This window comes from Marinimicrobium agarilyticum DSM 16975, assembly GCF_000423345.1.
GTDB classification, from domain to species: Bacteria; Pseudomonadota; Gammaproteobacteria; order Pseudomonadales; family Cellvibrionaceae; genus Marinimicrobium; species Marinimicrobium agarilyticum.
The window spans coordinates 190,009-216,044 of sequence record NZ_AUHU01000003.1 but is presented as its reverse complement, the minus strand read 5'-3'; the positions used below and the strand labels follow the sequence as shown (position 1 = coordinate 216,044).

The window sequence follows — 26,036 nt, the reverse complement described above, 5'->3', positions numbered from 1 at the left end:
TTCATACTGACCACAGGAAGCGAGCCATGAGCGAGATTCGCAACGAACTGAAATACCTGCCCAGCCACGAATGGGCCCGCGTGGAAGAGGACGGCACCGTCACCATCGGCATCAGCGACCACGCTCAGGACAGCCTGGGCGACGTGGTATTTGTCGAGCTACCCGAAGTGGGCAGCTCAGTCAGCAAAGGCGAAGAAGCCGGCGTAGTCGAGTCGGTCAAAGCCGCCTCGGACATTTACTCTCCCGTCTCCGGTGAGGTCATCGCCATCAACGAAGCGTTGGAAGATGCGCCGGAAACCGTCAACGAATCGCCCTACGACGACGGCTGGTTCTTCAAGGTCAAACCGGAAGACACCGATGAGCTGAGCGATGCGCTCGACGCCGATGGCTATCGCAACGCCATCGAGAACGAGTGATCATTCGTCCGTTCTAAATCGCACACGAAAACGGAGGCGCCATAATAAGTGGCGCCTCCGTTTTTTATTTGGCCGATGATTCCTCACGCTTCTGCGTGAAGCTCCAAAAAACTCCCCCCTATTGTTCAATAGCTCTCCCCCACCAAGGCGGCTACAAAGCGGAGCACTACCGGACGAAATCGCACGAATGCGACTACAACAACACTGTGCGTACAGATAATTCACGTGACGGAGGTCACATATTTCGCACATATGGAATCGTGCTCGCCATTTAGCTCCTGAAAACCATCACTTCTATTGCTCAATAGCGATTTTAAGAAGTATGCTTAAGGCCTATATAAAGCCAAAGAGAAGCTTTCTGGCGTTTAACAGCAACTTAATCCAATAAGGAGATGACAGGCACCATGGATATAGAAGGAAGTGTAGGAGTTGGAGGGTCCAACAACAGCGTGGATATCAAGCTAGTTCAGGCTGCCCTAAACTTGATCAACGCCTGTCGGCTTTCCTCAGCACCAGAACTCGCAGTGGACGGGATGATTGGGGAGAGTACCAACACTGCCATTCAACGCTTCCAGAAAGAAGTTGTCCGTATGGGAAGCCCGGACTCGCGCGTCGACCCAGGTGGAGCGACGATACGGCATATCCGAACTTCGGTACCCAAAGGTTTCAACCTGAACGTCTTACGCGCCATAATGGCTCTTAGCGCCACCCGCACCGTGGATCCCTACTATCCTCTATTCTCCTCCTTAATGGGGCAGTACAGCATCAACACACCGCTCAGAATCGCTCATTTTTTGGCCCAAGTCGGCCATGAGAGCCTTTCTCTCACTTATACAGAAGAGATCGCAAGCGGCCAAGCATACGAGGGTCGAACCGACTTGGGAAATACCGAGAAAGGTGATGGTGTGCGATTCAAGGGCAGAGGCCTTATCCAGCTAACAGGGCGAAGCAACTACGCCGAATATGGACAACATTCTTGCCTGAACTTGATGAAAAAAGGTAACGAAACCATGATCTCCAGGTTTCCCAAGTACGCAGTGGACGTAAGCTTATGGTTCTGGAATAGCAGAAACCTGAACAGATATGCCGATAACGACGACCTGAGAGCCGTGACCCGCCGTGTTAATGGTGGATACAACGGTCTTGACGACCGAAGAAAGTACCTGAACCGGGCAAAGTTTTTCCTACTTTAAGTGTAACTCAACGCATGAAATGTATTCTCCTCGCTTTCGTCAGTTTCAGCTTGTGTGCTTGCGCACAGCCATTGCAGTCTTCAGATAACGGCCTAGCCGATAATGCCCGATACCGCTGCCTTTTTTCCTTCAATGGCATCAACAACTGTAGTGTCGCTATAGACGGACACTCCATAGACGTCACATTGAATTTGGGTCTCGCAGAGTACGATGAGAGGCCACTGACGGCAATCGATATAGAGATCGACGGCGCGAAACAAGAACTACCTCTATCGGCGGGCGTCACGATCATCGAAGGCGACAAGGGGTATGTAGAGTTTCAGGACATCAACTTCGATGGCCACCGGGATCTTGCCATTACCACCAGCTTTGGCGTCGCCAACCTATATTTAGACTACTGGGTGTTTGAAGCCGACAAAAATAGCTTTCGTTACATCGGGAACTTCCCGGAGTTAAGACCAGTTCCTGAAAACAAAACGCTTACCTCTCACGTAAAGCTGAACGCTGCCTCTTACGAGCGTCAAGATTGGCTTTGGGAGGACAACGAACTGGTGCGAAAGCCCTAGAAAACTCGCATAAAAAAGTTATCAGCGACCGGCAAGCCCCGCAGTCCCCAGCATGGTTTCCAAATGGCTCAGGTACGCTGAAAAGGCTTTTCTTCCAAGGTCCGTTAGCGACACCTCAGTGACCGGCTTTCGCCCTTCGAACTTTTTCTGAATGGTGATGTATTGCTTGTCTTCGAGCTTTCTCAAGTGAGTGCTCAAATTGCCATCCGTGGTTTTGATCTTGTCGCGAATAAAGGTGAACTCCGCCTTTTCCACGCCAGCCAACACGGCCATGACGGCCAGCCGGATGCGCGAGTGAATCAGGTCATCCAACTGGGTGTGGTCAAACTCCGACACCGTCATACTCCCGCTGCAGCTTGCTGGCGCTGTTTCATCCGAATCAGAATCGTGCCGGGAACCACGTACAGAATCAACAGCATCAAGCTCATCAGCAACAAGACATACAGCCCCGGCCACACGAACATCACCACCGAACCGAGCCACCAGCCAAACGCCAGGTTACGCAACCAGGGGTAGCCGGCGAGCACGCCGGTCAGGAAGACACCGGTACCGATCAAGGCGCAAAACAGCGCCGGCATGTGTTGGCCGGGTATGGCACCCGTACCCAGTCCGGCAAAAAACAGAATCAGTTGCGTCACCCCAAGCGCCAGCCAGACCATGCCGATCAACCGGCCGGCCGGAGCCTGCACCGGTTCGCGCATGTCCTGCCGAACCAGGTAGAAATTCCCCAGACTGCCCAACACAAAACACGCCGTCCAGGTAATAAAAGGCGTCGGGGCCCAGTCTTGGGTCAGTTGCAGCCAGGTCACGAGGAGCGCAGCGCCCACCGCAATGCCCCAGACAATAAAGTAACCACCACTGAGACAGGCGGCACGGCGGGTATCGAGCATCAGCTCACGGATATAAGCGAGGTCGTTTTTAGCGTCATTTTTCATGGTCAAGCGTCCTTTCCAGTGGGTTTACATTAACTTTGCAAAACAAAGTACTTTGCAATAAGAGCGGAGTCAAGCGTTTTTTATTGCCCTACGTAGCGAAGGTTTGCAGGCCGTCTACAGCGTCGAGTCGCTCTCAAACTCGGTCGCAAGATGTTGCATTACCAAACGTATGCGCTCCACGTTTCGAAGGTCCGGGTGCGTCAGCAGCCACAGGTTGGATGTCTTGCCGGGATGAAAAGGAAGTACGGACTCAAGCCCCTCTCTTGCCTGATCGCTGGGCAGCAGGGCCAAGCCCTGACCGGATTCGGCCAACCCCGCCATGGCCACCAGGTCATCCGCACGTGCCACTATGGTCTCCGCCAAGTGGCTTTCCTGCCAAACAAAGGCCGGCAGGGATCGCATGCCACCAGTTGCGCCTATTGACTGATGAGCACGCAGCACTTCCAAATCGCGGGGAGTACCCCATCGCCGCAGATAAGCCGGACTGGCATAGACACCCCAGTCCAACTTCTTCACCAGCCGACCGACAAGGTGCTCCGGCGGTGGTGACGAGGTCGCACGCACAGCAATATCCGCTTGGCGATTGGTCATATTCAGTTCCAGGTTGCTGACCAGAAGCTCTATTCGAATATCCGGGTAGCGGGTGCGAAAGTCGGCCAGATAACGAGGCAAGTAACGGTAGGCGATATTGTTGGGCGCGGTGATACGCACCCGCCCGCGCGGCTGAACATCCCTGCCGGCTATGCGTCGGTCCAAGTCTCCGAAGCCACTTTCAATGCTCCGGGCGAGCTCCAGCATTTCCTCCCCCAAGGGCGTCAACTGGTAGCCCGTCGGGAGCCGTTCAAAAAGGCGCACTCCCAATGAGTCTTCAAACGCATTGAGCCGCCTGAAGACTGTTGAGTGATTGACGCCCAACTCCCGGGCCGCGCCCGCCAACGAGCCGGTATGTTCAACCGCCAGAAAAACCTTGAGTGCGTTCCAGTCCACAGTGCCTCCCCTCGCCGCTCTTTGCAAAAATGCAAACTCAACTTTCCTAAATTGCCAATTTATTTTTCTTTTCGCAAGCACCAATATGGAGGGGAACCAATCAACCGAGGAGCTTCAACCATGAATGCACTGCAAAAACACGATTTGGCCACCCTGCTACTGAGACTCTCTCTTGGAGCCGTGCTGCTGGCTCATAGCGTCTATCTGAAACTGGTGATTTTCACTCTACCCGGCACAGCCGCCTTCTTTTCCGGTATCGGACTGCCGAGTTGGCTGGCTTACGTGGTTTTCGCGGGGGAGGCGACCGCGGGCATCGCGATCCTTCTGGGTATCCACACGCGGTGGTTCGCGCTCGCGATGATTCCGGTGCTACTGGGGGCAACATGGGCGCACGCCGGCAACGGCTGGCTTTTTACCAATGAAGGGGGAGGCTGGGAATACCCACTGCTGCTCTCAGCACTTGCCGGGGTACAGTCACTACTCGGGGACGGCCGCTATTCAGTTCTTAACCTCAGGCCCTCAGTGGAAGTCATGAGGCCCTCGACCTGAGCAACCTCTGGAACCTCTTGAGTCATCGACGGGGCGTTTTAAAGGCGTACCCTGCTTTTAGAACGCCCTCGGTCCCGGCTCTTAACGCGAGGGCTCGAACACGGCCACTCTACAAGCCGCCAATCCCCAGATAGAACTGAATTTCGGCGGGAAAGTCGTTGCTCTCCGCAAGCCGCACAAAGCTGATGGTATGCTCCACATTATCCGAGGACCGCGCCGCTTGCAGGGGCAGCCCATACTCGAAGGATTCATTCAGTGTCAGGCCTCGCTGATTCATCGTCATATTGACGATATCTTTAAGAGGAGACTTTAAATGATAGCCCTGATCCACACTTTCAATAATACGATGAATAACGTCCAACCCTCTCGAGAAGCTGGACTCGTTGAGCTCCGTTAGACGATAAACGACCGTCAGGTTATACATGGAGCAATACTTCTGCTCGATGTATACGAAATCGCCGTTATCTAATCTCAACTCTTGACTCTTTAGGTGTTCACCGCTGCTCTCGTCACGTTCCCTGCTCTCACTAACGACTCCGGCAGAAACGGGAACTTCTAGATCCTGGGTGACTTGGCCAGAATATAGGCAACCAATATCGATACCTTCATCCGAACGGGTCGCACTCGATAGCACAAGCACGCACACAGCAAAAAGAGCCTTCAGCATGTCATCAATTTACTGGTAACTTTTAATTGTCCTCCAGTCTCCATCAGCGTCAACAGACAGAACGAAAAGTCGCAGATGCTGGTAACTCCCTCCATCGACGGAGTCCCGAGATGAAAGAAGGACGTCCTCCACCCCATCGCCATCAAAATCTCCACGACCGACCAACTCCAATCGCTGCACTCCCCCCATCGTATAGAAATCTACAGCGTACGGAGATACAGCGTTCACCTCCCGGATTTTATTTATATCACCCCAATGCTTAACCAGCGGATCGTTGCGATTTTTCTCTGATTCCGTCTTCGACGTCTCAAACGCTATCTCCGAAGGAAATTTTTCCGGGCTGGATGCAGTCAGAATATCCTCTGGAATATAGGACTTTCTGGGGGTCTTCGCGCCAACCATCAGCTCTGTTGCTCGGCACATTACGGCCAGCTCAACAAAAGCATTCATCTCATGTTCACGCAAGGTTCGGGTTTTTGGCGTAGCTTCTCGAAAGTACTCTTGGCAGTTTGAAAAAGCGTCCTCTTCAGCACTGCGAGTATTGGCCACATCAATAGAAGCATACCAATCCTTGCTCAAGAGGGCCGCTAGGTCTTCCCTTTTTTCGATGTCCACGTTGGCAGCCAGGAGTTCCGGCATTGTAAAGCCAGGGTACCAGGATATGGCATGTGCTTCTTCGTTATTAGTCTGACCTTCCGAACAACCCACCAAATTAAATAAAAATATCGTAACCAGTAACGATAAAGCACCGTCAATGCCTTTACGAGAAAGCATAAATGTATCCTACTATTTGGAGTTTCCCGCAGCAGCGGTTTTCTTGGAGTTGTCCACGCACGCTTCCAGAAGGTCTTTAACGTATTTATTTCGCGCGTCGGATATGGGGGATTTTCGGTTCGAACTATCTGCAGCTTTTTGCCAATCCTTTGCTTTTACCGCGGCATTGAAGTTTGGCCAGTTGTTATTGAGCTCGGTCATTCCGAGATTAAATATCAAATCAAATAAAGCCAATCTGGCCTTGCTGGGAAAACTGTCAAAATCGCTATATATTCTCTTTAGCTCACTCTCAAAGCTTTGGATATGCTTATTCGTCAGCTTATCTATTTCAGCGTCGGGCAGTCTCAATTTTGTATGTTTTTTATACATTGATGCCAACCGATTTGCGGGCTGCTTCTTAACGTTGTCGTAATCCGTTTTTATTTCTTCCTTGGTCGCCGCCAGGTTCTTGCTGTTTTTGAAGGCCAGGAGCTGAGCGGAAGCGACTGTACTTAAAAGGTGTCCGACCCCTACCGTCACAAAACCTTTTGAATCCAAGTACATATGCGACACTTTCCCTTCGTACTTCTCCAGATTCTTGCGCAGTACTGCTTTTTCCTCTTCCGTTACCATGCGGCGTGCTCCTTTTGGGTGATCCGTCATTTACGTTACCTTTTTATACTCATTAACGCCTCCAAGCATAAAAAGTCGTTATCGAGTAAGTGTCCCAGTATACCTAACCAACCCAGAGATTCAGAAGGGAATTTGGCGCCAAGGCTGCGCACCGCCAAGGGCACATGGGATACCCTTAGACAAAGGCCCCCTGCCCCGCACTCCTCCGTTATAACAAAAATGAATTACGATTAAAACAATATAACAACTTGTTATTTAAAGCCTTAAACCCCCTCAAAGTGCTATAGTCAAAGCACAAGAATATAGAAAGGAGGGACAAACCATGAGCACCGTATGCGACTTACATAAGTCTGAGAGACCTAGCACTAGGCGCCAAGAGACACTCGAAAAGTTTTATCGGATCGTCGGCAACGGCAAACTCCAAATGAAAGAAGATACACCTATTAAGTCAGAGGAGTTCAAAGAGAATCTTCGCAAGCTGATAGATGCAAAGCTGGCAAGCCGTAATTTTAGGTAAATCGTCTCTCCAGAGAAGGACTTCCTATGAATGGGACCAGCGTTGTCACCCTTCTGGCTATCGCTGCGGGTGGGTTTGTGTTTTGCACCAAATGCTACGCTACCAAGTACAAGCTTTCGCGTCAGTCCGGCCATAAGCTTTATCTCCCCGCACTTGGGACGGGCTTCGTACTTTCCCCTTTGGCCTGGTTCTCTCTTACTGCTAGCTACTGGGCTTGCGACGCTACTGCGTCCACATACTGCATCCCAGCTTCTGAAGAACTCAACAATTTTGCCTTTGCCATTCACATGCTCTTTTGGGGCTGGCTTGCGGCAGCCCTGTGCAATAAACTTCCAAAAGCTCGTACCAAAGCTCTCTCCAGGGAGCTAAAGAAAAATGATTTTGATGCGACTTGTCTGTACGCTTCGCAAACCTTCAAACCAATAGCCATTACCCTGGAGTCTCGAAAAGTTTACGTAGGAATGATTATCGACACTCCTGCTCCGGAATCCGATTACCTTACATTTTTACCCGCCTATAGCGGCTACCGGAGCAGCGGCCCCCTTTCCTTCGTTCTGGTTAATGACTACGAACAAGAACTAGAGAAGCTGCTTGAAGGAGACGAAAACACCCACCTCCAAGACTTGGTTATCACCGTTCCCACAGGAAAGGTCTTAACTCTGCACATCTACAATGACCATCTTTACCAACAGCTCAGAGGCTAAAACGCTCAAACCACCACGGTAAGGCCGTTGCGGACGCCATCTCGGCCCCGGAGCGGAAGGATACCTCTCTCTAGGAGAGAGTAGCCATGACCAAGTCTGTATACCGCAAAGAAGGTGAACCATGCATATCGCCATTCTGACCTGCACAATTTCCCTCCCAGGCTGCGGCTCTCTCAAAGAAAAGCGTCAACGTATGGGTGGGCTGCATGAGCGCTTGGGACGCAACCCCGCCGTTGCGGTCTGTGAAAGCGGCGAGCGCAGCCGTCATGAGGCAAGCGAGTGGTCATTCGTGGTGACGGCGCTGTCCAGGAAGGAGGTCGAGTCGCTGTGCAGTGATATTGAAAATAAGCTCGAACGCTCTGTGGATGGGCGCGTCATGGAGGTGCGCCGAGAGTTTCTGTGAGGCCTGGAGACGAGAGGCTGTCCCTGGTTGAGGTGACGCGCCAGTCCACATCAACACCTCTTCGCATTCCCCTGCTCAAGGCCAAAGACTCTTTCCTCGGAAGAGCGCCTTGACCAATTAGGACAATCGTCCTAAAATCCATTTTACATTCCCCCCAAACTCCGCTTAAGCAGAGAAAGAACGTACCAGGCCCAACAATGGCTCGAACAACCAAACGCGAAGAAATTATCCAAGCCGCCGACCGGCTGTTCTACCGACGGGGTTACGAGCATACGTCTTTTTCGGATATCGCCCAGGATGTCCAGATCTCGCGGGGCAACTTTTACTATCACTTCAAGACCAAGGACGAGATTCTCGACGCGGTGATACAGGCCCGTCTGGCGTATACCCAGCAGATGCTGTCCCTGTGGGAAACCGAGGGAGACCGACCCGAAGAACGCATTCGTTGCTTCATTCGAATTTTGATCGTCAACCAAGCCAAAATTCTGAGCTACGGATGCCCTGTCGGCACCCTGTGTTCCGAGCTGGCAAAGCTCGGCCACCCACTTCAAGCCGACGCCAATAAACTGTTCACTCTGTTCCGGGTTTGGCTTCGCCATCAGTTTGTCAAAATGGGGCATGCAAAGGATGCTGATGACCTGGCCATGCACCTGCTGGCCCGCAGCCAGGGCGTCGCGACTCTAGCCAATGCTTTTCACGACGAAACATTCATCAATCAGGAAGTGCAGCAACTCTGCGACTGGCTGGACGCTCAAGCGATCACAGCTAAAACTTAGAACGGCCAACAACAACGGCCTCATTAGGAAGGAGACCCCATGTTTATTGTGTTCTTGAAGTTTTCAGACAATAAGTCCCGCGCGGGCGAGTTGATGGAGGGCCACAATCAATGGCTCGCCCAGGGTTTTGACGACGGCGTATTTCTGGTGTCGGGGACTCTGCAGCCCAAGCAGGGTGGCGCCATACTCGCGCACAACTGCTCTATGGAGGCGCTAAAGGAGCGAGTGAACCGGGATCCGTTTGTGGCGGAGAAGGTGGTCAGCGCGGAGGTTCTCGAAGTGACGCCGAGCAAAGCCAGCGAAGAAATGGCTTTCCTGCTCAACTAACACCATACGCCCGACCCCGGAGAATGGATCGGGCGCGGTGGTTGTCTATTCTTGACTAGTCCTGGCGCTGGGTCACTTCCAGCAGGTGGTAGCCAAACTGGGTTTTGACCGGGCCCTGGACTTCGTTGACCGGTGCGCTGAAAACGACTTTGTCGAACTCCGGCACCATTTGGCCGGGACCGAAAGTCCCCAAATCACCGCCACTGCGGCCCGAGGGGCATTTGGAGTGGTCTTGCGCCAGCTTAGCGAAATCTTCGCCCGCTTCGATTTTGGCTTTCAGCTCATTACAGGTGTTTTCGTTGTCGACCAGGATATGGCGTGCAGCGGCTTGAGGCATAATCGTGACTCTTTTTCATGGGTGTCAGGTGAAGCGTACACAATAATCGGTATCCCATTTCAGATCCAGCCTGAAATGAGCTCCCTTGAGGGCCCTGTCGCGGGGAGCGCGCGGTACTCGCTTTCCACGCGCCTTGGGCCCGGTCCCTCCCCTAAAACTCGTAGAGGAAAGTCGTGGCGTACTGGGTATTGGTCTCGGCCCGGTCAATCGGTGGAGTGGCGTCCAAATTTCTGGGCGGGTGGCTGTTGTGGTCGAGATTGTAGCTGACCCGCAGCTGCAACGATCCGGTCAGACGCACGGTCAGCCCAGTATCAAACAACACCCGATAATCATCAAAGTCTTCCGCGCTGGGCTGATAATACGCCGTGGCATACCAGTTTACCTGGTCATTGAGACTCTGGCGGTAAGACCAGTAATTGTTGATACGCCACGTATCAGTACTACGGTTGAACGTCCCCAGATCGGTTTCTTCCCACTCTCGGAAACCGCCAATGCCGACCGCCAACTCGTACACGTCCGGCTCTTCCAACAGTTGCAGGCGTACACCACCACCTACCAGGTAACGTGACACCAGATTGGCAAATGCATTTTCCTGCCACTGCAGGAAGCCCTCAAACGTGACGCGATCGGTTTGCTCATGCATCCAGCGGGTGTGCACGAAAGCATCGTCGGCGGTTTTGGTGCCCAGGCTCTTGGCCTCCGCCGCTTCCACGATGGCAAATACCAGGTTGTCACCCGTCTTATGGGCCAGGCGGCCGCCGAGTGCGTAGCGATTTTCCTCGACATTGCCGCTCTTTCCGCTGGCGGTGAACTCCAACTGACCACTCCAGCCCTCCGGCGGCGGACCGGGGCGCTGACTTTCAATATTGGAGATGGCAAAAGCGCTGGCGCTGGACAGCAGCGCCGAACAAAGAACAATGCGGGGCAACAGCATAAATACCTCGATCAGAAAAGGCGCGGAGTGTACCAAAAGAACCCACCTTCACGGTACTGTCCTCTGAGTGAGGTGGAGCAATAGGCGTCAGCGACGCGATTGCTGTGAATCCCAGGGCATCACTTCTCCGGTATCCAGGTGCAATCGGAAGTGATTGTCCGGCTCTCCGACCTTTAAGCCTTGCAGAATAGCCAACAGCTCCGCCAGGCGTTGCCGGAAAATCGATTCCTGGTTGACCCCACCCTCAGAGCTCTTCATCGCCCGGGCGAGCAATTCATACTGCAACAGTCGGGCGCGGTCGATATCATTCAAAGCCAGGCTTCCGGCATTGCGGAGGCGGTAGAAGTCGACGGCCAACTCAAAACCGGTCCAACCGGCAAACGATTCAAATTGCAGATCGGCTCCCTGTGCCAATGTTCGGGCTCGTTCTTGTGCCTGCCTCCAGTTTTCAGTATCGGAGGAGGCATGGCGCTGCAACGATTCGAGCGACTCGTTCTCCGGCCACTGCGAAAATGCCAAGAGCTGATCACCGGTCAAGGCCAACAGCCGCTGCTTCAGCGATTCCGGCCATTCCTTCGGAAGAAAACGCTGCCGGGTCAGCTCACGGAGATGCCACTCGGTAAATTCCCGGTAGCTGGTGGAGTCAAGAACGCCCTTACTCCAGGCCGTTTTTCGCTCGGACGCCTCCAGGAGCTGATGCTCCCGTTGATAATGCTCAAACAGCTCCGCGAAGCGCGGCACCTCATCCAGCACGATGGTTTCCACTTCAAGCTCGCGCGCGGAGTGCAACGTCAAAACTTTGTAGGCAGGCAGATACGCGGCCAGGGACGGAGCCTGAATGTTCACCAATGTGTTGCCCTGCTCAGTACGGACGATACCGGTATCGTTCATATGCATGTGGCCGCCCACATGCACCTTGAGCCCGGTCTCTGCCAAGACCTGGCTCACGTGGCTCTTCGGGCGGCGCTTGAGCTGGAAGGTATCAGTACCGAATAGCGTGGCGATCGCATCCGATTGGTTGTCGTAAAACTCGGTCATGGGAAAGTGACTGAACGCAATCAGTTGCTTTTGCGAACGCTCGGCTCTTTCGACCACCTCTCGAACCCAATCCAGCACATGGCGCTTGTGGCTGAGCATCGCGTTGTACCCCGCGTTACCGGAGCCGTCAAAGCGCTGACTGGCGGCCCCGTCGCCCGCGTCTGCTTTGGGAATATAGACGTTGGCGTCGATGGCCAGGAGCCAAAGGCCCGGAACCGGCTCGACAAGGTAGCTGGCGTCCGGCACCTGATGGCAGTTCCGGCGCTCCGTCTCGTTGCGGCAGATCTCAAACTGTCGGTACTCCAGAACCGATTGTTTTCGGGCCTGCTCAAACGTGTAGTGTTCGTAATGAGAGTACGGCGTCTCCCAGTACCGGTAGTTCGGCTTGGGGTAGAAACCGAAATCGCCAAGTTCCGTCATGATGCCCTCGTAACCCAAGTGCCGAATCTCTTCCGTGCAAATGGTTTTGAGGGGGCGCCCGCTGTCGATCAGCGCCCAGTCGGTGTCATAGCCCACGCATTCCTGAGCCCCCTTGCTGTAGATGCGTTGCTCCCGTCCATCCGCGCCCAGAAAGTCCGACTCACCCCCAGGGGTGTCAAAAGGTCTAACCGGATCGTGATTGCCCGGTGTGGCAAAGAATTCGATTCCATGCTCCCGGTGGTAACGCTCCAGAATACGGCGCAACCCCCGGATATGAATCGGCTGGCCGTCATCGCTGAAGTCCCCCGGCAGGGCAACCAGGGTGATGCCTTTGTCCACCACGTCGTCCAGGGCGGCCAACAATGCGAAGTAACTCTCGTTAAACAGGCGCGTGGAGGTCATTTGCGCCTGCATGGTTCGTATGGTCGCCCGCTCACCACTGATGCTGTTCTCGATACCGTCGAAGGAGCCGTCTTCGAAGGTCGCGTAGACATCGTGAAAATGAATATCCGGCATAAAGGCAATCCGGACCGGTGTACCTGCCCCGGTCGATGCTTCCTGGGGGCGAACCGTCGAAGCACAGCCTGGCATCAACAGGGCAGCGGTGCAGAACAGAGCCAGCGAATACCAGTACAGAGGAATTGAGTAGAGCCGTTTTATCATAGCAATGAGGGAATGTTGAGCGTCGTCCGCCAACGCGGGGCCAATAAAAAACCCTCCCCCGAGGGGGGAGGGTCATAAGCACAACCTTACCGAGCGTTTAGAAGCTGGCCCTTGCACCGAACATGATGCGGCGGCCAGAAACTTCGTACATGGTCGGGAAGGATGGATCGATAGTGTAACCCGTGGTTTCTTCATCGGTGACGTTGATGCCTTCCAGCACCAGTTTGATGGTGTCGGTCACACGATAGCCGAAGGACACATCCGTCTGACCATATTCATCCCGGTACACAGGGTACATGTCGCGCTCGATCCGCTCCACGTACTTGTCCTTGTAGTTGTAAGACACGCGGCCATCAAAGGCGCCGCGTTCGTAGTAAACCGTGAAGTTGTAAGTGCTGTCGGTCAACCCGGCCGGCGGTGTCGGAATGTCCAGGTCGGACTCGCCGGTGAGAGAATTGTCCAACATCGTGTAGTTGGCGTTGATCCCGAACCCTTCGAGTGAGGAGTGCACGACGCTCAAGGGGAACTGGGCGATCAACTCGACGCCGGAGATATCGTAGTCACCCTCGCCGTTGACCTTCTGATAGACCTCAAAGTCGTAGACGCCATCAACGGTGCCATTGGCGTTGTACTTGGTCACGTCGGGCACGATACCCGTCAGGGATTCACGAACCACGCCTTCGATGGTTTTCTCAAAGTAGGAGGCCGCCAGCAGGCCGCCGTTATCCAGATACCATTCCAGGCCCAGCTCCCACTGGTCCGCGTAGGTGGGTTGCAGGTCCGGGTTGCCGTCGCGGTATTTGAATTCGCTGACGCTCACGGTTCGTTTGTAAGCGATGTCGGTCAGGGCCGGTCGCATCAGGGTTTCGGAGGCGGCCGCGCGGAAAATAACACTGTCGGTCAGTTCGGCGGTCATGTTGAAGCTGGGCAGCAGGTCGGTATAGCTGCCGTCTTTAGAGATCGGCTCCGGTGTGTAGCCGGTCGAACCGTCGCTGTTCTGAACCTGGTGATAGCCGAACGAGAGCACCGAGGTATCCACCGAGCGCACGCCCGCGTTCATGGTGACCGGTACCTGAGCGATATCAAATTCCAGGTCCGCCATGGCGTAGAGGCTCAGCACTTCTTCGTCGACGCGGTAGTACTGGTCATCGGCAAAGTCCACCCCGAAGCCGCTGTAACGGAAGGTGTCACGGGCGTAGCCGTTGGAGATCTGGGACCAACTCGGGCTGCCGGACAGCTCCGACAGATAGGCGCCGCCGGGCACCAAGTCCGAAATCTCTGTCAGCTCGCTGTCCTGCAGGGTGCGAGTCCCCACCCAGGAACTATCCCCTTCGGTCGGGCCGGTGACTTCCGTTGTACCCCGATTCCGCTCTTTGGACTTATCTGTGTAGCGGGCCCCGAACTGGACTTGAGCCAACGCCGGCATGAACTCGAGGTTTAGCGGGCGAATAACATCCAGCTGCGCCGCGTATTTGTCGTCCTGAATGGCTTCCTGGTTGACCTCGTAGGATTCAAAAATGTACGACTCCGGGGAGTTGTACATATCGATGGTATCCGGGTTGTCGCTCGGAATGGTTTCACCACCAGTCGCGGTATAGCGCGAGCGCGAGGGGGCGTAGGCGACATGCTTCAGGTTGCTGGTGTCCGAGAATTTTTCCGCCCCGGAGTAACCCAACAGAGCATTGATTTCCCACTCTCCCAGGAACCAGTCCATATCCACACTGAATTGGCTGTAGTCCGTCTCGTGAACGTTTTCCTTGCTCAGGAATTCATGCTGGGTCGCCGCGTAGGAGGCGTCCCGCAGAACGGTCACGCCGTAGTCCGACAAAGTGGTGCTGTCATACGCATGAATTCTTTCCAGAGCACTGATGCTGGACGCCGAATAGGCCGCCGCGTCGTACTCATCTTCCACCGTGTCGTAACCCCCGAGCATGGCGTCGAAGGTCAGGCTGAAGTCGCTACTGGGCTGGTACTGCAGTGCGGCGGTCGCGCCCCACTTGTCCTGATCGTTCAAATAAGCGCGATCGCCCACTTTGTTCAGGAAAACCACGCGATTGGTTTCATCCGTATTGAATCGGTCTTCAATCACGATACCGGCATCACGCTCCAGGACTTCAGCGGTCTGGTCGGCCTGCCATTCGGAGTCACCGGTTTTTTCCAGCCAGCGCGATATCGGGCGAAAGTCCACGCCGGAGTTGGCGTCGGTGCGGTTGGTGCGTTCAGCGGCGGAGAAGGACACCAGCGCGCCCCAATCGCCGAAGGTATTGCTCGCCAGGAATGAGTACTTGGGGTCAATTTCTTCCGAAATGGAGTTGTAGGCCGCCTCGGTGGACACCACGAGTTGCGGTTCATTGTAATCAAAGGGACGAGCGGTGGAGATCAGTACCGACCCGGCAATGCCACCTTCTTCATCCGCTGCCGACGGGGATTTTTTCACCGTAACGCTCTGAATGATTTCGGAGGCAAAAATATCGAATTCCACATCACGACCGCCACTGCCCGAAGCGGTTGAGACACCGTTGATGGAAACATGGGTAAATTCGCTGGGCAGACTACGCACATTGACCTTACGTCCCAGGCCTTTGTTGCGCTCGATGGTCACGCCCGGAATACGCTGCAGGGCTTCGGCGAGGTTTTGTTCGGGGAAATCAGCGATATCAGTGGCAACAATCGAATCGGAGAAGCCGACCACTTCGCGCTTGATATCAACAGCCCGCTCGAGGCTTCGGGAGTAGCTCCCCGTGACCACCACTTCTTCCAGTGGTTGAGAACTGGGTTCGGTCTGAGCACTCGCCCACAAAGGCAGGGCCACAAGGCTTGAGCCCAGCGCCACTTTGGCGACCGCCAATGACAGGTTGTGCCGATTAAAACTTACCGCATTCTTGGTTCTGGTATTCAAAATATGGCCCTCTTAGCCGCTATCCGTGGTTACAACGAAGGTGTTGGGAAAACTTCTATTTCAGTACAGTCAGGAGGAAATCCCTTACGTGTGCTCCAACCCGGAAATAAAAGGCAGCTGCAAGGTAGCCTGCTTGTGTGGCATTTTTATTAACATCCACACAAACCCTTAAATGACGTATTGCATCGGCGCACCGCCGCGCTTACTCTTGAAGGACCGAATATCAGCCGAGGTCGGCATGTCTGAACGTCCCCAAGCCCCCACCAGCGTCGACCCCGTCCGGATCGTGGGCGGAGGCCCCAAGAAGGTTCTCTACACCCTGCGGACCCTGAGCCGGATTGGGCTGTTGAATTCCACCAAGGCGTTGAAGTCCCGCAACGCCTGCAAGGCGTGCGGCCTCGGTATGGGCGGGCAACGCGGGGGCATGACCAATGAGCTGGATGAATTTCCTTCGGTGTGCAACAAAAGCATTCAGGCTCAATCCACGGATATCCAACCTCCGATCCCCAGGGAGCTGTTCCAGCACAACCTGACTGATTTCAAGGAGTTGTCAGCCCACGAGCTTGAGCATCTGGGTCGATTGAACACCCCGTTATACAAAGCGGCGGAGAGCGACCGCTACATCCCCATCGAATGGGATCGGGCGCTGGAACTGGCCGCTCAGCGTTTTTCCGCCACTGAGCCCGACCGCAGTTTTTTCTATTCTTCCGGCCGCTCTTCGAACGAAGCCGGCTTTCTGTTGCAGTTACTCGCGCGGCTTTACGGCACCAATAACGTCAACAACTGCTCCTACTATTGCCATCAGGCCACCGGGGTCGGACTGGGGAACGCGCTGGGAACGGGAACCTCGACGGTCAGCCTGGAAGCGCTGGGCGGCGCCGACCTGGTGTTCGTGATCGGGGCCAACCCGGCCTCCAACCATCCGCGCTTTGTGCACCAGCTCCAGCACTGCCGGGAACGGGGCGGCCAGGTGATCGTGATCAACCCTGCCCGGGAGCCGGGGCTGGTGCGCTTCGCCGTGCCCAAGAGCGCCCGCTCCATGCTCAGCGGGGGTACCTGGATCGCCTCGCGCTACGTCCAGCCCAAAATCGGCTCGGACCTGGCGCTGTTGAAAGGGATTGGCAAGGCCTTGCTTGAACAGGCGACCCTGGACTCGGCATTTATCGAACAGCATACCGAAGGTTTTGAGGCCTACCGGGCAGACCTGGAGAGCACCGAATGGCAGAGCCTGACCCACGCCTGCGGACTGAGCCGGGACGATATTGGAGCGCTGGCGAGCGACTACGCCCGGGCGGAAAACGCCATTTTTGCCTGGGGCATGGGCATCACCCACCACCGCAACGGCGTGGACAATGTCGAGGCCATCGCCAACCTGGCGCTGTTGCGGGGCATGGTGGGTAAACCCTCGGCCGGCCTGTTGCCACTGCGCGGCCACAGCAACGTGCAGGGCATCGGCACCATCGGCGTCAAGCCAGTGCTGGCTGAGGATGTATTGACGGCGCTGGAGCAGCATTTCGAGGTGCCCCTGCCGCGCAGCAAAGGACTGGATACCCTCGCCTGCCTGCGCGCCGCCGAGGCGGGCGAGATGGACGCGGCCCTGTTAATGGGGGGCAACCTGTTCGCGGCCACACCCGACGCCGCCTTTGCCCGCCGCGCGCTGGACCGGATCGGGTTCAAGCTATACCTGACCACGACCCTGAACCGGGGCCACGTCACCGGCATGGAAAACAGCGAGGCGCTGGTGCTTCCGGTCGCGGCCCGGGATGAAGAGCCCCAGAGCACCACCCAGGAGTCCATGTTCAATTACATTCGCCTGAGCGACGGCGGCATTCGGCGCTTGAGCAACGTCCGCTCCGAAGTCGCGATTCTGGCGGAACTGGGCGAGCGGCTAATGCCCGGCAGCCCTCTGAATTTCGGGGCGCTCAGGGAGCACCGTCAATTGCGCTCCGCCATCGCCGCCACGGTACCGGGCATGGCGCCACTGGCCCTGATAGACGACAGTAAGGAAGAGTTCACCATTCACGGCCGGCTGATCAGCCGGCCCGGCTTTAACACCCCCAACGGCCGGGCCCGTTTTCACGTTCATCGCCTGCCCGAACAGGGCGGGAACGAGCGCTTCCCCTTTACCCTGGCCAGCGTTCGCAGCGAGGGCCAGTTCAATTCCATCATTTACGAAGAGAGTGACAGCTACCGGGGAACCGAGCAGCGCTGGTGCGTGCTGGTGGGCCCGGAGGACATGACAAGCCTGGGGCTCAAGGCCGGAGGCCTTGCCACCCTGCGTTCCGCGCACGGCGAGATGGCCGGGCTCACGGTGTATCCCTTCAGTCTGCCTGCCGGCTCTCTGCTCGCCTACTATCCCGAAGCCAATGTGCTGATCGGCACGGAGCAGGACCCACGCAGCCAGACCCCGGCTTTCAAGTCCGTCCCCGTCTCCCTGACAGCCGAGGCATAAATCATCTTTAGCAAAGTTTGACCAAGGTCAAAGCGGTGGCGAATTCCACCCCGCTCTGCTTCACTCCTAGAACATAACCCTTAAGATTGGCGTGCCTGTGACGATACCCCGTAAAAGGGTCGACGTCTCCTCGGCACTCCCATTGGCTTTTGTTTTTCATTCACAGTGGTTCTTCAGCATGCGCAACCAGCTCGCCTACGCCTTGAACGCGTTCATGCGCGCCCTGGGCTTTAAATCCATCAATGCCCAGTTCTCAGCGTCTTTTTCCCTAATTATTCTTTTGGCGCTGTCCGCTTCAGGGGTGTCTTACCTCTCCTTGAGCGCCACGGCCGAAACGGTCGATGTGGCAGGCCGCCAACGCATGTTGATACAGCGTCTCGCGAAAGAGGCGATGCTCACTGAGCAAGGTGCACTCGACGCGTCAGGGCTGAACGCCACCATTGAGCTGTTTGAACAGTCCCACCAGAATCTACTCAACGGCAACGAGAGCGCAGGCATCCAGCCGCCCCAAACAGCCGAGATCAACCAGTCCCTTCTGAACGTTTTGCAAGAGTGGAATCAATACAAAGCGATCATCTTCGACTATATCGGCGCAGACCCCAACGCTACGCTGGCGGCGCTTAACCAGCAAAGCGAGCACACCTTTCAGACCATGAATCAGGCCGTGGGACAGATGGCGGAGGCGGCCAATGCCGGCGTGAAACAACAACAGGCGATTGTTCTCGGACTCAGCGTAGCCATCACCGCCATTGCCCTGATCAGCTATTTTTTCGGTTTAAACTGGCTCATGCAGCAAATCAACCTGCTCAGAGAGCGCCTGAACCTGATGTCCGACGGCGACTTTTCCACCCCCATCACGATCGAGAGCAGCGACAACGAAGTGGGCCAGATGTTCTCGGCGTATAACGCAGTGATACAGCAGGTGGGGGATCTGACGCGGGGCATTCAGCAACTGTCGGGCACCATTGTCACTCAGATGGCGACGCTGGAGCAGGCCGCCGCGAACACTGAGCAGAGCAGCCATCACCAAAGCCGGGAGCTCGAACAGGCCGCCTCAGCCATGAACGAAATGTCGGCCAGCGTGGGCGAAGTCGCCAGCCACGCTTCCGATGCCGCCACCCAGGCTGACGAGGCCAACCGAGAGGTCGGCCGGACGCACACCGTCGTGGGCGATGCCCGCCGCACCTTCGATGAGCTCAATACCACCATGGCGGACACGGTCAGCATCATGCAGGAGCTCGATCGCAACAGTCAGGAAATCGACAAGGTGTTGACGGTCATTACCGGCATTGCGGAGCAGACCAACCTGCTTGCGCTCAATGCCGCCATTGAAGCGGCCCGTGCCGGAGAGCAGGGGCGCGGCTTTGCCGTGGTGGCCGACGAAGTACGAACGCTGGCCCAGCGCACGCAACAGTCCACGGCGGATATTCAGGGCATTATCGAGCGCCTGCAGACCCAATCCCGGCGCGCGGTAACTTCCATGGCATCAAGCACGGAGAAAGCGCACAGCAGCTCCGAGCAGATCAGTGAAGCCAACCGGGCACTGGAGAACGTTCTCTCGTCCATCGACCGGATCCAGGAAATGAGCACCTTGATCGCCACGGCCGCCCAGCAACAGTCCCAGGTCTCCCAAGAGATTGACCAGAACATTACCAACATTTCCCGATCGGCCGGTGAGAGCACACGCACCAGCGGCGAGCTGCGCAACTCGGCCCGTCACCTGCAGAAAGACACTCAGGATCTGGGGGCCCAACTCGCCGCCTTGAAGGTGTGAGGCCCGCCGTTTCCCGCTGCGCGCCGAGCTGGCATAATGACCACCAACGAGCACAACCTAACGGTAACGATTATGCCCTCCCTACAGGATCAACTGCAGAAAGCCGGCCTGGTGGACGACAAAAAGGCCAAGCAGGTCAAGAAAGAGCAGCGCAAGCAGAAAAAGCAGGCCCGCCACACAGGTGAAGATCCCCATGCGGAGATTCGCCAGTCGGCCCAGGCCGCTCGGGAAGAGAAAATCGAGCGGGACCGGGCCCTGAACCGCGAGCGTCAGGCCGCGGCAGAGAAAAAGGCCATTGAAGCGCAGATTCGCCAACTCATTGAGACCCACCGGCAAACCAAACGGAGCAGTGGCGAAGGGGAAGTCGAATACAATTTTACCGACGGCACCAAGATCAAGAAGCTCCTGGTCAGCCCCCGGGTGCAGCAGCAGATTATTCGCGGGCAGCTGGTGATCGTGCGCGTGGGGGAGCACTACGAGCTGATCCCGAAAGTGGTGTCCAACAAAATCGCCGAGCGGGACCCCGACTACATTGTGGTCGCCAACCAGAAAACTGAAGACAGCGTGGACGAGGACGACCCTTACAAGGACTACGTCATTCCCGACGACCTCATGTGGTAAGGACGCTTGGGGGCCCAAGCGCGTCCCTCAAAGCACCAGCACCGCGACCAGGACCCCACACACCAACACCACACCCCCGGCCAATATGTAAGGCAGGGGCGAGGTGTCATCCACGCTTTTGACTGGGGGCCTGGAGGGCTTGGGGGCAACGGTTTCCGCCCTCGAACGCAGCTCCTGCAGCGTACTGAGCAACTTGCGGATGGCGTTGTCATCGAACTCATAGGGATTGAATGATTTATACCCAAGCCGGGACAAGAGGCCCTTCACCGTCGCATTGGAGGGAATGTACTTCATGGACCAGTCCGTGAACTCTCGCTTCTGTATCTTCTGCTCCATTACGATTCGCACGTCTTTGTGGCGCTCATCTTTCTTGAGCTTGCCGAGCAGCTCCTCCACCACAGGCCGATCGCCCTCCAGGCACTGGAAGAAATAACCGTTTCCGTAGTACAGCACGCCGCCCAACCCCAGGCGTGGGTTGTTGGTGCGAGACTGCTGAAGGATGCGCGCGACATGGGGCTCCACACCCCCGGACGCCGCTGCCGGCTTGAAGGTGGCGCGGCTGATATAGACCACCTGAACGAGATCGACCATAGGGTTCTCCAAAAACAAGACGCAGACATATCGCCTATATACGATGACCGGTCGCCATTGGATGGCCGGAGGCGAAAAATAATGAATTTAACGACAGGCGCGGGCGAAGCCGCAGGAGGAAAGGGAAAACGGCGCCGTCCCTGGCGCCCGGGGGAGTGCCCCCAACCCGTTATGGTTGTGAGATTTTATTCTTCGAATTCGAGGTTGATCCGGTACACGGCGGTAGTGCCACTGACTTCGTTACCCACGATCAGCAGAGGCTCACCGCTGGGGGAGTCTTCCGCCGAGATGAAGGTGGAACCCTCCGGGCCCAGATCGCCCGCCGCTTCCAGATTCTCTTCCGGGTTGTCTACCCAGTTATCGCGGGAGTTGTAGTAGTCCACAAACTGGGCGTCGGCCGGATCGGTCACGTCGTACACCATAATGCCGCCCATACGTTCCAGATTGATGAAAGCAAACACCTTTTCGCCAATATGGCCGATGCTGACGCCTTCCGGCTCCGGGCCTTTGGCATCACTGCGGCTGTCGAAATCATCGCCATCGTCGTGGCCGGAGTTGAAGTAATCCGCGCAGGGGATGTCGCGCTCGGAGCCTGCCATGCAATCATCACTGGCGATGTACTGCTCAAAGCCATCGCGCGATTCCCACACCAATTCGCCCTCGGCATTCCAGATGGCGAAGTCACGGGTTCCGAAGGCGTAGAGCCGGTCGTACATCAGGCGGTCGCCTTCCGGGTCCTCGATGCCCTGGGCGTTGAACATGACCGGCTCACCCGCGTCGTCCACGCGGTAGCCTTGCGTCCAGGTGACGTTCAGGCGCCCAAGGTTTTCATCTTCCCGGCAATCGCCCGGGTCGCCGGCAGTCGCGCCACAGTAGCCAAAAGTCTCCGGGTTTAGGAGCGCTCCGCTGGCCATGGCCGCGAGGTGCGCTGGCATGTCGTCACCCACGCGACGCTCGAAGCCATCAGCATGAACCAGGTGCTTGACCCGGATTTCCTCGACAAAGCCTTTGGTGGTATCGCCGTCCCAATATTCCTGAGTGTCTTCACTCCAGGCGCGCGCGTCGCCTTCGTTGGCGGTGACAACATAGGTCTGCCCACCGGCGCTGTAGCTGGCGATAGCATCCGGATGATAGGTGCCCCACACACCCGGCCAGTTTTGAATGTTGATTTCGCCGTCATCGTCGCTGGCATCAAAGGCACGGCTGCCGCCATACGTCAGGTCTTCAAGACCGGATTCCCGGTAACCCAGCGGGAACACGTCGGTAACGGTGGCGGAGGCGAGGTCGATACGGGCCAGGGCGTTGTTCTCCTGCAACGAGACGAACGCCAGGCCGCTGTCTTCAGACACGGTGATGTACTCCGGCTCCAGGTCCTGAGCCACGGAGGCGTTGGGCCCGAAAATGCGAACGCCCTCTGCCTTCAGCTCTGCCTGGCGCTCGTTGAACGACTGGAAGCCGGCAGTACGCACCTGAATGTCGTCCAGGTCGGTGATGGTCAGGATGCTGACGGAGCCTTCCGGGTCCACGCTGTAGTCATCGCTGGGCTCGCCTTCATTGGCGGCGAGAACGTACTCGCCATCGGGAGTGAAGGTCACCATGTCCGGCTGCGCCCCCACCTCGACCAAGGTGATCAGTTCCAGGCTCTCGGCATTATGCAGCGCCACATAGCCCGTGTCGGTTTTGACCGGGGCCTGAACGGCAATCGCAATCAGATCGCCGTGGACGGCCACGCTGTTCACCACAGAGCCTTCTTCAATCTCGGTGGTTTCGATGGTGCCGGCTTTTGTGGGGCTGGCGGGATCGCTCAGGTCCAGCACGTCCACCGCACCGGCCTGGGCATTTACAACAAACGCCCGCTGGGAGCCCGCGTGGAAGGCGGTGATTTCGGCGGCGGACTCGTCAAACTGACCGGTGGCGTAACGCCCGATCAGGCTCAACGAGACGCTGGACGGAGTGGTGTTCTGATCATCATCCGAATCGTCATCATCGTCAGTGTCGTCGTCATCACCCGGCTGTTCGGTGCCCGGGCCATCATCCTCTGTGTCGTTGTCGTCATCGTCACTGCCGCAGGCAACCAGTAGGGTTGCGAGAAACAGCACCATCAGGAGTCTTAACCAACTAGGCATCATCGTGTTTTCCCTCAGTTTTGTCGCGTTTCAAATGAAATAGTCGCGCTCCGAGGCTAGGTTCCCGTTGTGACAGGACCGTGTCGTTTAAATGACGATTTAGCGACAGGCCGTCGCGAAATGCCTCAAGAGGAATCCGCAAGGGGCCACGGCTGGGAATATATTGATAATGAGAAGTCATCTCGTTATCATGTCGAAAATTACGCTAAGCACCCTTACCGATGTCGATTGCTCACATCCCCGCTCGCAGGAAGGGTGGGCAGTGACCCTTTCACCCTGGAGTGAACTGCACATCATGAGCTGGATTCTCGGCACCACCGCCACTCTCACCGGTCTTGCGGGTATCGCGAGCCTTTTCTACAGCTGGCGCGCCCGCCAACCCAAGCCTCTGGCCATTCGAACCTTCGGCTGGTTATTGTTGTGCCTGTCCGTTGGGGTCTGGGTCTGGGCTCAGCCAATAGAATTCGGAGTCACCTTCGCGCTGTTTGCGCCCGCCCTGCTGGCCTGGGGGCTGATTTATGGCACGGCCCGTGACCGCCAGCCCAGCCGTGACACCAAACTCGAACAACGCGGCTTCCAGCTCCCGCGCCTGAGCGCCTTCGGTTACCAGCTTCTGGTTTTTGTCATCAGTGTGCCCCTGGCGGCGCTCGCCAGCGCCCTGGTCACCATCACGGTTACCAGCTGGTTGCCCTGGGAGCCCGTCAACTATCTGGTTCTGGGCGTACTGATCGCCCCCGTGGTCTGGGGCGCCGCCAGTTATTGGGTGTGTGCCGACCCCAAGCTCTGGCGCCCGACTCTATTCCTGCTGGTTGCCGGGCTTCTGGCAGCGGCTTACCTCTTCCTCTAAATACAGTGTTGTCCCATGGCCTTTAAACTGTCTCCAAATCTGGTGAAAAACTCCCTTTCCAGCCACAGCTGGCTGGGGCTGCTCACCGGCGTGCTTATGTACTGGGTCTGCCTGTCGGGCACCCTGGCGGTGGTCTACCCGGAACTGGAGCGCTGGGAAACTGCGAGTGTCGAGGAGAGCGAGACCATCGATACCAGCGCCATCGACAGCGCCTACCAGACCTTTATGGAAGGCCAGGAAGCCACTGAACACGCCTACGTGCTTCTGCCCCGTCCCGGCATGCCCCGAACGGTGTTGATGTCCGATCACAGCGCCCGGGCCCTGAATCCGGATGGCTCTCTCGGTGAGACCGCCGAACACCCCTGGACGCACCTGCTGACGGACCTGCACCTGTACCTGCATCTGCCGCAAAGCTGGGGGATGATTCTGGTCAGCGCCCTGGGGGCCATGCTCTGCGGCCTGATCATCTCCGGTTTGTTATCCCACCCCCGGCTGTTCAAGGATGCCTTTCACTTCCGCCGCAAAGGCAACGCGCGCCTGGAACAGACCGATCTGCACAACCGCCTGAGCGTATGGGGCATACCGTTTCATATCATGATCGCCATCACCGGGGCGTTTTTCGGTCTGGCGGGGCCGCTGAACCTCGCGGTGTCCGAGGCGTTTTTCGACGGCGATCGAGAAGAGGTCATTGAAGCCGTGTACGGCGGCCACCCGGAGGTCACGCCCCACGACGGTCCCTTGGAAATCGGCAAGGCGCTCAGGCAGACCATTGAGATGTCGCCGGAAGGGGCCACGCCCATTTACGTCACCGTCGAACACCCGGACACCGAGGAAGAACACCTGCTGGTGGGTACCCACTACCCGGATCGGCTCATCTACGCCGAACAGTTCCAGTTCGACGGCGCCGGCAACTTCCTCAACCGCGTGGGTTTCAGCGACGGCGAGCCGGGCCGCCAGGCCATCTTTTCCGTCTACCGCCTCCACTTCGGGCACTTCGGCGGCTACGGCGTTCGGTTGCTTTACATCGCGCTGGGGCTGGCCCTGACAGTGGTCTCCGTCAGCGGTATCAACATCTGGCTCACCAAGCGCAAACACCGGGACTACCTCAACAACCTCTGGAACGGCATTGTCTGGGGCACGCCCCTGGCTTTTGTGCTGAGCGCCATCACCCAGGTGGTATTGGGCTTGCCATCAGTGCTGATCTTCTGGGGCGTAATTCTCGCCTCGGCCGCCCTGGCCCAGTGGCGGGATCGGGACGCCCAGACCCGGCGTTGGCTGCAGGCCGCGACTGCGGCGGGGCTGGTCGCACTGGTACTCGGACACACGCTGCGTTTTGGCAGTGACAGCTTCGAGGGCATCGCCCCCGTCATCAACGGCGGTTTGATTGTGGTAGCCGGGGTCATGGCCCTGCTGGCAAAACGCCAACCAGTCAACTAGAAGCGCCCCGTTCACGTCCGCTTTGTGGCGCTCTCGCTTGTGATGCGGGGGCGCCCTTTGGTATAAGGGTTCACACCCTTCGGGGAACCTGCTCACAACGGTGGAGTCTCACCGGACGTTGAACGGACCCTATTCACTGATTGAGAGGATACCTCCATGAAGAAACTGTCTCTGCTCCTCCTGAGCGCCTGTTTTGCCGCCAGCGCCTGCACCTGGGTTAACGTCTCGGAAAAGGCGGAAGATGTGGTGGTGGGCACCATGGGCAACGTGCGCGGCTGCGAAAAGCTGAGTGACACCAACGTCAGCGTCGCGGACAGCCTTGGGCCGATCGCGCGCAGCGAAGAGAAAGTGGCCAAAGAGCTGGAAGCAATGGGTAAGAACGAAGCGGTTGAGCTGGGGGGCGATACCATCGTGCCCAAGACCGAGCCCAAAGACGGCCGTCAGACCTTTTCCATTTATAATTGCCAGTAA

26 protein-coding genes are annotated in these 26,036 nt (G+C 56.7%); 14 read left to right on the top strand and 12 right to left on the bottom strand.

Features of this window, described 5'->3' with window-relative positions:
* The first annotated feature begins 26 nt into the window (after positions 1 to 26).
* From gcvH to G547_RS0100980, 3 genes are all read left to right on the top strand, one after another.
* The gene (gene gcvH / locus G547_RS0100990) at positions 27 to 416 is read left to right on the top strand and encodes a glycine cleavage system protein GcvH (RefSeq protein ID WP_027328256.1); all 390 of its coding nucleotides are present in this window, start codon (positions 27 to 29) and stop codon (positions 414 to 416) included.
* A 404-nt stretch (positions 417 to 820) separates the two neighbouring features.
* A complete protein-coding gene (locus G547_RS0100985) occupies positions 821 to 1,609 on the top strand; it encodes a hypothetical protein (RefSeq protein WP_027328255.1) in 789 nt (262 codons plus the stop codon).
* A 14-nt stretch (positions 1,610 to 1,623) separates the two neighbouring features.
* Positions 1,624 to 2,175 carry an XAC2610-related protein gene (locus G547_RS0100980; protein ID WP_027328254.1) on the top strand — a complete coding sequence of 184 codons (552 nt, stop codon included), beginning with the start codon at positions 1,624 to 1,626 and terminating at the stop codon, positions 2,173 to 2,175.
* 21 nt (positions 2,176 to 2,196) lie between these two features.
* Here the strand turns inward: G547_RS0100980 and G547_RS0100975 are convergent, their stop codons facing one another.
* The 3 genes from G547_RS0100975 to G547_RS0100965 all read right to left on the bottom strand — a co-directional run bounded on the left by G547_RS0100975 (position 2,197) and on the right by G547_RS0100965 (position 4,097).
* Positions 2,197 to 2,511, bottom strand: coding sequence for a winged helix-turn-helix domain-containing protein (locus G547_RS0100975; protein WP_245573291.1), 315 nt, complete (start codon positions 2,509 to 2,511; stop codon positions 2,197 to 2,199).
* Positions 2,512 to 2,513: 2 nt separating this feature from the next.
* Positions 2,514 to 3,110: a hypothetical protein gene (locus G547_RS0100970; protein WP_027328252.1), complete on the bottom strand. Its 597-nt coding sequence runs from the start codon at positions 3,108 to 3,110 to the stop codon at positions 2,514 to 2,516.
* Between the two features lie 114 nt (positions 3,111 to 3,224).
* Positions 3,225 to 4,097 carry a LysR family transcriptional regulator gene (locus G547_RS0100965; protein WP_036186359.1) on the bottom strand — a complete coding sequence of 291 codons (873 nt, stop codon included), beginning with the start codon at positions 4,095 to 4,097 and terminating at the stop codon, positions 3,225 to 3,227.
* A gap of 120 nt (positions 4,098 to 4,217) precedes the next feature.
* On the opposite strand from G547_RS0100965, the gene G547_RS0100960 reads away from it, so the two are divergent.
* Positions 4,218 to 4,646 carry a DoxX family protein gene (locus G547_RS0100960; RefSeq protein ID WP_027328250.1) on the top strand — a complete coding sequence of 143 codons (429 nt, stop codon included), beginning with the start codon at positions 4,218 to 4,220 and terminating at the stop codon, positions 4,644 to 4,646.
* A gap of 109 nt (positions 4,647 to 4,755) precedes the next feature.
* Here the strand turns inward: G547_RS0100960 and G547_RS0100955 are convergent, their stop codons facing one another.
* From G547_RS0100955 to G547_RS19440, 3 genes are all read right to left on the bottom strand, one after another.
* Positions 4,756 to 5,121 carry a hypothetical protein gene (locus G547_RS0100955; protein WP_157209740.1) on the bottom strand — a complete coding sequence of 122 codons (366 nt, stop codon included), beginning with the start codon at positions 5,119 to 5,121 and terminating at the stop codon, positions 4,756 to 4,758.
* A 201-nt stretch (positions 5,122 to 5,322) separates the two neighbouring features.
* Positions 5,323 to 6,087, bottom strand: coding sequence for a hypothetical protein (locus G547_RS0100950; protein WP_027328248.1), 765 nt, complete (start codon positions 6,085 to 6,087; stop codon positions 5,323 to 5,325).
* A 12-nt stretch (positions 6,088 to 6,099) separates the two neighbouring features.
* Positions 6,100 to 6,729 (bottom strand): pesticin C-terminus-like muramidase, encoded by a 630-nt coding sequence (locus tag G547_RS19440; protein ID WP_211224468.1) that lies wholly within the window; start codon positions 6,727 to 6,729, stop codon positions 6,100 to 6,102.
* A gap of 513 nt (positions 6,730 to 7,242) precedes the next feature.
* Between G547_RS19440 and G547_RS0100935 the strand changes: the two genes are divergently transcribed.
* The 4 genes from G547_RS0100935 to G547_RS0100920 all read left to right on the top strand — a co-directional run bounded on the left by G547_RS0100935 (position 7,243) and on the right by G547_RS0100920 (position 9,426).
* On the top strand, positions 7,243 to 7,920 hold the full coding sequence (locus G547_RS0100935; RefSeq protein WP_027328246.1) for a hypothetical protein: 678 nt from the start codon (positions 7,243 to 7,245) through the stop codon (positions 7,918 to 7,920).
* Positions 7,921 to 8,041: 121 nt separating this feature from the next.
* Complete coding sequence (locus tag G547_RS0100930; RefSeq protein WP_027328245.1) at positions 8,042 to 8,323, top strand: DUF503 domain-containing protein; 282 nt, start codon at positions 8,042 to 8,044, stop codon at positions 8,321 to 8,323.
* A 197-nt stretch (positions 8,324 to 8,520) separates the two neighbouring features.
* Positions 8,521 to 9,099 carry a TetR/AcrR family transcriptional regulator gene (locus G547_RS0100925; RefSeq protein ID WP_027328244.1) on the top strand — a complete coding sequence of 193 codons (579 nt, stop codon included), beginning with the start codon at positions 8,521 to 8,523 and terminating at the stop codon, positions 9,097 to 9,099.
* Positions 9,100 to 9,138: 39 nt separating this feature from the next.
* Positions 9,139 to 9,426 carry a YciI family protein gene (locus G547_RS0100920; RefSeq protein WP_027328243.1) on the top strand — a complete coding sequence of 96 codons (288 nt, stop codon included), beginning with the start codon at positions 9,139 to 9,141 and terminating at the stop codon, positions 9,424 to 9,426.
* A 55-nt stretch (positions 9,427 to 9,481) separates the two neighbouring features.
* On the opposite strand, the gene G547_RS0100915 is transcribed toward G547_RS0100920, so the two are convergent.
* The 4 genes from G547_RS0100915 to G547_RS0100900 form a co-directional block, all read right to left on the bottom strand.
* Positions 9,482 to 9,763 (bottom strand): peptidylprolyl isomerase, encoded by a 282-nt coding sequence (locus G547_RS0100915; RefSeq protein WP_027328242.1) that lies wholly within the window; start codon positions 9,761 to 9,763, stop codon positions 9,482 to 9,484.
* Between the two features lie 151 nt (positions 9,764 to 9,914).
* Entirely contained in the window at positions 9,915 to 10,697 is a 783-nt protein-coding gene (locus tag G547_RS0100910) for a DUF481 domain-containing protein (protein WP_157209739.1), read from the bottom strand.
* 87 nt (positions 10,698 to 10,784) lie between these two features.
* Positions 10,785 to 12,671 (bottom strand): metallophosphoesterase, encoded by a 1,887-nt coding sequence (locus tag G547_RS19435; protein WP_051234520.1) that lies wholly within the window; start codon positions 12,669 to 12,671, stop codon positions 10,785 to 10,787.
* 244 nt (positions 12,672 to 12,915) lie between these two features.
* Entirely contained in the window at positions 12,916 to 15,717 is a 2,802-nt protein-coding gene (locus G547_RS0100900) for a TonB-dependent receptor (protein ID WP_211224467.1), read from the bottom strand.
* Between the two features lie 238 nt (positions 15,718 to 15,955).
* Between G547_RS0100900 and G547_RS0100895 the strand changes: the two genes are divergently transcribed.
* The 3 genes from G547_RS0100895 to G547_RS0100885 all read left to right on the top strand — a co-directional run bounded on the left by G547_RS0100895 (position 15,956) and on the right by G547_RS0100885 (position 20,564).
* On the top strand, positions 15,956 to 18,169 hold the full coding sequence (locus G547_RS0100895; protein WP_027328239.1) for an FdhF/YdeP family oxidoreductase: 2,214 nt from the start codon (positions 15,956 to 15,958) through the stop codon (positions 18,167 to 18,169).
* A 178-nt stretch (positions 18,170 to 18,347) separates the two neighbouring features.
* Positions 18,348 to 19,943 carry a methyl-accepting chemotaxis protein gene (locus G547_RS0100890; RefSeq protein ID WP_027328238.1) on the top strand — a complete coding sequence of 532 codons (1,596 nt, stop codon included), beginning with the start codon at positions 18,348 to 18,350 and terminating at the stop codon, positions 19,941 to 19,943.
* Between the two features lie 36 nt (positions 19,944 to 19,979).
* Complete coding sequence (locus G547_RS0100885; protein WP_425411479.1) at positions 19,980 to 20,564, top strand: DUF2058 domain-containing protein; 585 nt, start codon at positions 19,980 to 19,982, stop codon at positions 20,562 to 20,564.
* Positions 20,565 to 20,591: 27 nt separating this feature from the next.
* Here the strand turns inward: G547_RS0100885 and G547_RS19430 are convergent, their stop codons facing one another.
* Positions 20,592 to 21,155 carry a BLUF domain-containing protein gene (locus tag G547_RS19430; RefSeq protein ID WP_051234519.1) on the bottom strand — a complete coding sequence of 188 codons (564 nt, stop codon included), beginning with the start codon at positions 21,153 to 21,155 and terminating at the stop codon, positions 20,592 to 20,594.
* A 185-nt stretch (positions 21,156 to 21,340) separates the two neighbouring features.
* The gene (locus G547_RS0100875; RefSeq protein ID WP_027328236.1) at positions 21,341 to 23,284 is read right to left on the bottom strand and encodes a choice-of-anchor I family protein; all 1,944 of its coding nucleotides are present in this window, start codon (positions 23,282 to 23,284) and stop codon (positions 21,341 to 21,343) included.
* 259 nt (positions 23,285 to 23,543) lie between these two features.
* Between G547_RS0100875 and G547_RS0100870 the strand changes: the two genes are divergently transcribed.
* The 3 genes from G547_RS0100870 to G547_RS0100860 all read left to right on the top strand — a co-directional run bounded on the left by G547_RS0100870 (position 23,544) and on the right by G547_RS0100860 (position 26,036).
* Positions 23,544 to 24,128: a hypothetical protein gene (locus G547_RS0100870; protein WP_027328235.1), complete on the top strand. Its 585-nt coding sequence runs from the start codon at positions 23,544 to 23,546 to the stop codon at positions 24,126 to 24,128.
* 15 nt (positions 24,129 to 24,143) lie between these two features.
* A complete protein-coding gene (locus G547_RS0100865; RefSeq protein ID WP_027328234.1) occupies positions 24,144 to 25,565 on the top strand; it encodes a PepSY-associated TM helix domain-containing protein in 1,422 nt (473 codons plus the stop codon).
* Between the two features lie 156 nt (positions 25,566 to 25,721).
* On the top strand, positions 25,722 to 26,036 hold the full coding sequence (locus G547_RS0100860; protein WP_027328233.1) for a DUF4156 domain-containing protein: 315 nt from the start codon (positions 25,722 to 25,724) through the stop codon (positions 26,034 to 26,036).